The organism is Roseisolibacter agri (genome assembly GCF_030159095.1).
In the GTDB taxonomy this organism is placed as follows: domain Bacteria; phylum Gemmatimonadota; class Gemmatimonadetes; order Gemmatimonadales; family Gemmatimonadaceae; genus Roseisolibacter; species Roseisolibacter agri.
This window is the reverse complement of record NZ_BRXS01000019.1, coordinates 1-703: the sequence shown is the minus strand read 5'-3', so window position 1 is coordinate 703 and position 703 is coordinate 1. Positions and strand designations below refer to the sequence as shown.

Here is a 703-nt window from a genome sequence, read left to right as displayed (position 1 = left end):
CCGCCGCGTCACGTCGGTCAGCGCCGTCGCCGTCGCGCCGTACGCGTTGCGCGCCGAGATCATGACGCCCTGGTCGCTGTTGCGCAGCACGTTGTGCCGGAACGTCACGTCGCGCACCGTCGTCCACAGCGCCAGGTTGTCCTGCGACAGCGGCGTGAAGAGGATCATGTAGCCGCTCTGCGCGTCCATCCAGTTGTTCTCGAACACGTTGCCCTCGACCAGCACGCGCTGCGCGTTCTTCAGCTCGAAGCTGTTCTTCACCGACCACACGCCCTTCCAGCTCAGCGGCTTGAGGAAGTGGTTCCGGCGCACCGTGATGTCCGACGGGATCAGCCCCTGGATGTACGGGTCCGCGCCGCCGAACAGCACGCCGATCGTGCCGCCCTCGAGGTAGTTGTTCTCGATCTTGAGCGGCCCCGGGGTCGTCCAGCCGCCGATGACCTGGCCCTCGCCGCCACGCGTGTGGCAGTCGGAGAGGTAGGAGTCGACCACCGCGGTGTGCGCGCTGTTGAGCGAGAGGCAGCGCGGCACGTACTGGTCGGCGCGGCCGTGGATCCAGACGCGGTCGAGCACCATGTGGCTCGAGAGCGTCGCGAGCGACCGCTCGCTGCCGGTGCCCAGCTCCACGATGGCCTGCGCGATGGCGTTCGCCGGGTTCGAGGCGATCTCCAGGCCGACCAGGCGCCACCCGCGGGTCCCGACG

General features: G+C 69.0%; 1 protein-coding gene. It reads right to left on the bottom strand.

Features of this window, described 5'->3' with window-relative positions; all coding sequences use genetic code 11:
• A partial coding sequence (locus rosag_RS25335) for a right-handed parallel beta-helix repeat-containing protein (RefSeq protein WP_284352986.1) occupies window positions 1–703 on the bottom strand: 703 nt, incomplete at both ends.